Source organism: Pseudochrobactrum sp. AO18b, from assembly GCF_000409565.1.
Taxonomy (GTDB): Bacteria; Pseudomonadota; Alphaproteobacteria; order Rhizobiales; family Rhizobiaceae; genus Pseudochrobactrum; species Pseudochrobactrum saccharolyticum.
This window is the reverse complement of the sequence record NZ_ANNO01000405.1, coordinates 1-2,985: the sequence shown is the minus strand read 5'-3', so window position 1 is coordinate 2,985 and position 2,985 is coordinate 1. Positions and strand designations below refer to the sequence as shown.

Below are 2,985 nucleotides of genomic sequence, written 5' to 3'. Positions count from 1 at the left end.
AAAAAGCCGCGCAGTCAGCTGACAGCGCGGCTTTTTGTATGGAAAATACAGTCTTTCTCCCGTCCGAAATACCTTACAATTTAAGATTTCTCGGGAAAAATGACTGTAATGATATTATTTTTTTACAGGAATGAATGCGCACAGAGCTGTCATCAGCCATCCGCCAATCATCAATGTGCCCCCTGTCGGCGCGGCCATAGCAAATAATCTATTGCCCGTCAGATCACGCAAGATCAAATCACCCGCGAATAAAACAAGACCGAGCAGCACCAGAATGCCTGCCCAGTAAATGGCGCGACTGCGCGCACTTAAAAAAGAAAAACCCAAAAAAGCAGCTGCATGCCCCAATAGAATCGGCGCTACAACACCTAAAAACGCATGATCGCCGTGTGCAGATGCTGCATAGCTTGTCATTGCAGCAGCACCGGATAAACCGGAGAAAAACAGAAACAGACGTTCAACGCCAGCAGTCATCTTCATAAATCCTGTAAATTGCATATCTGCCCGCCATCAATGCAGATAAGCACAGCTTTAATCAATGGCTGCCGTCAAAAAGTCCGCGCCAAAACGTGTTCTTACTCAAGAAAGCAAACTTCTATAACAGTTTAGAGCAAATCATGCAGTGCGCACGATTACCGGATACGAACCCTCCTCAAAGCCGCTATACATATTCTGTCAAATCCGGACACCGCACCGGATTTCTGAACACTTCACACTGCTATTGCCCCAATCAGCAACGCCGAGACTACAGGAAGCAGCGTGAATTCGTTGAAATCTTTAGCGAACTTCCAGCACTTTTACGCAACTATCCAGATCATTGGTGGCAAGATGGGCATAACGCATTGTCATCTGCAATGTCTGGTGACCAAGCCACATCTGCACACGGCGAATATCAATACCGCCGCGAACCAAACGTGATGCACAAGTATGGCGCAGAATATGCGGAACAACCTGTGTATCTGTACCAAGCCCGACTTCATATTTGGCATCATTCCACACTGCGCGGAATTCAACCTGCGTCAGCATGGAAAATGGCCCTTTATGGCGTTCAACCGGTATTTTACAGGTTTTTCTGGCACGTTTGGTCAAGGGAACAGTACGGCTCCGGTTCGACTTGGTTAGCCAGAAAGTGACACGCGGATCGTGTAAATCATTCCAGGTCAGGCCGATTGCCTCACCAAGACGACAACCTGTATCAACCAGAAACACGGCCAGCCGATAGCTGTTTTCGCAGCGTGCTTTAATCGCAGCGAAAAGACGTGCCTCTTCTTCAAGTTCAAGAAAACGAATTCGCCCTGCCCGCTCTTTCTGACGAATGAATTCCGGCAGGCTAAAGATGTCCCCCATCTTATACGCCTTTCGCAACAACTTGCTGAGTGCAGCCATTTTTCTATTAATGGTTGCATTGCTGTTATTGCGTTCACGCAGGGAACCGATAATTCTGTCGAGCATTTCCTGACTAAAGCCGCTGAAACGCTCCCCCTTCAGAATCTCATTAATTTCACCGAGAAATAATCTCACATTATATTTATGAGACCCGTCGTCCCATAAAATATTGAGATAGCGCTCGGATAAATCAGTAACTGAATACTGATTCACAATGCGATGTGTTTTTGTATTGGATGACGTAAAACTGAGATTATAGCCCATTACAGGCGTAAAATTCTCAGAATTTTCGAAAGAAATGTCCCGATTCAGCTCCATCATAAGGCCCCCCAGCCGTTTGATCGACTTGGAGCTTTATAGGCAGAAACTTTATAAAACAAGTCTGAGTAACATTTTTGTGAGGCCAGCATTCTATAACCACTCTGGTTGATTTTCTGATATGCCCCCTCGAAAAGTCTTGTTTCGCCCCATCCATACAAAATATTAACATCTGATATTCGTATAAGCGCATCTCGTTAAAGATGGTCCCCGCTTGAACGCCCCATTTGAGACGAAAATACCAGCGGCATAACCGCTGGTATCTTTTTCCCAACTAAACCAATGGCTTAGAAAGAACGCTGGAAGCGGATTGTACCACCGAAAGCGTCTTTGTTAGGAACAACGCCTGCTTCACGCAGAGGGTGACCATTTTTCCAAGAAGTATAGGTAAGTTCTGGAGTAATGGTGAAGCCTGGAACCAGCTGGTAAGATACGTTTGCAGCAATAGCTGTTTTGCCCCAATCTTCGTAAGCAGCCTGCAGGTTAAAGGTAGCTTTTTCAGTTGCTTTGAACTTCGCACCACCCCAGACAGCCCAATCGCCGCCCCATGAACCGTACATACCGATGTTTTCTTCATAAGAAGAATAACCGCCCTGTACCCATACGGAGAACTGGTCTGTTACGTTTACATCGAGGCGAACCTTACCGGCCCACTCTTCGAGGTTGGAGTCATAGCCAACAGCACCGGCGATCGAACCCCAAGCCTGTTCAAACTTCAGACCACCAACAACGTGTGGCATGTAGCTGTCGATACGGTTGTTGTAGTTGAATACTGAAACACCGCCAGTCGGATCAACATATGCAACAGTCTCAGTACCGCCACCCTGCTCAAGCGATACGATCGCCGAGAAGCCGTTACCACCTGCGAAGGTGTAGCTGATCAGGTTTGTACGATATTTACCGGCATCAACCACGTCATCGTTAATTACGTCGCCGAGGTAACCTGTAAAGGTGTGGAATGCGGATTCATCGAGACCGATACGCAGGCCACCGAGCTGCATGTATGCAAAGTTCAGAGTATGGCTACCCTGGCCACCGTTCGAGAAGTTGAAACGGTTTTCAGTGAAGGTTTTCAGAGTACCGAGTTCAGTTTCAGTCGCTGTGTGTGTACGCAGCGTGAAACGGGAATAGATATCATAGGTATCCTGATGTCTGTCTTCCCAAACACCGGTCTGATCATTCCACTCAGCGCGATCATAACCGAATTTTTCACCGGAATAAGCGTCGCGGCCTGCAGCAGCCTGCATACGAACATAACCGGAGATGCGCAGGCAGGTTTCC

The 2,985-nt window shown here is 47.3% G+C and carries 3 protein-coding genes; all 3 read right to left on the bottom strand.

Annotated features, from left to right (window positions below):
* Nucleotides 1-114: 114 nt before the first annotated feature.
* Nucleotides 115-474, bottom strand: a complete 360-nt coding sequence (locus A918_RS0115580; RefSeq protein ID WP_022711954.1) for a DUF423 domain-containing protein — start codon at nucleotides 472-474, stop codon at nucleotides 115-117.
* Nucleotides 475-777: 303 nt separating this feature from the next.
* Nucleotides 778-1,704: a site-specific integrase gene (locus tag A918_RS0115575; RefSeq protein ID WP_028233875.1), complete on the bottom strand. Its 927-nt coding sequence runs from the start codon at nucleotides 1,702-1,704 to the stop codon at nucleotides 778-780.
* Between the two features lie 287 nt (nucleotides 1,705-1,991).
* A partial coding sequence (locus A918_RS0115570) for a porin (RefSeq protein WP_022711952.1) occupies nucleotides 1,992-2,985 on the bottom strand: 994 nt, incomplete at its 5' end.

Coding starts and splice junctions, on each gene's coding strand:
- A918_RS0115580 (WP_022711954.1), bottom strand. CDS start 474: ATGACTGCTGGCGTTGAACGTCTGTTTCTGTTTTTCTCCGGTTTATCC.
- A918_RS0115575 (WP_028233875.1), bottom strand. CDS start 1,704: ATGGAGCTGAATCGGGACATTTCTTTCGAAAATTCTGAGAATTTTACG.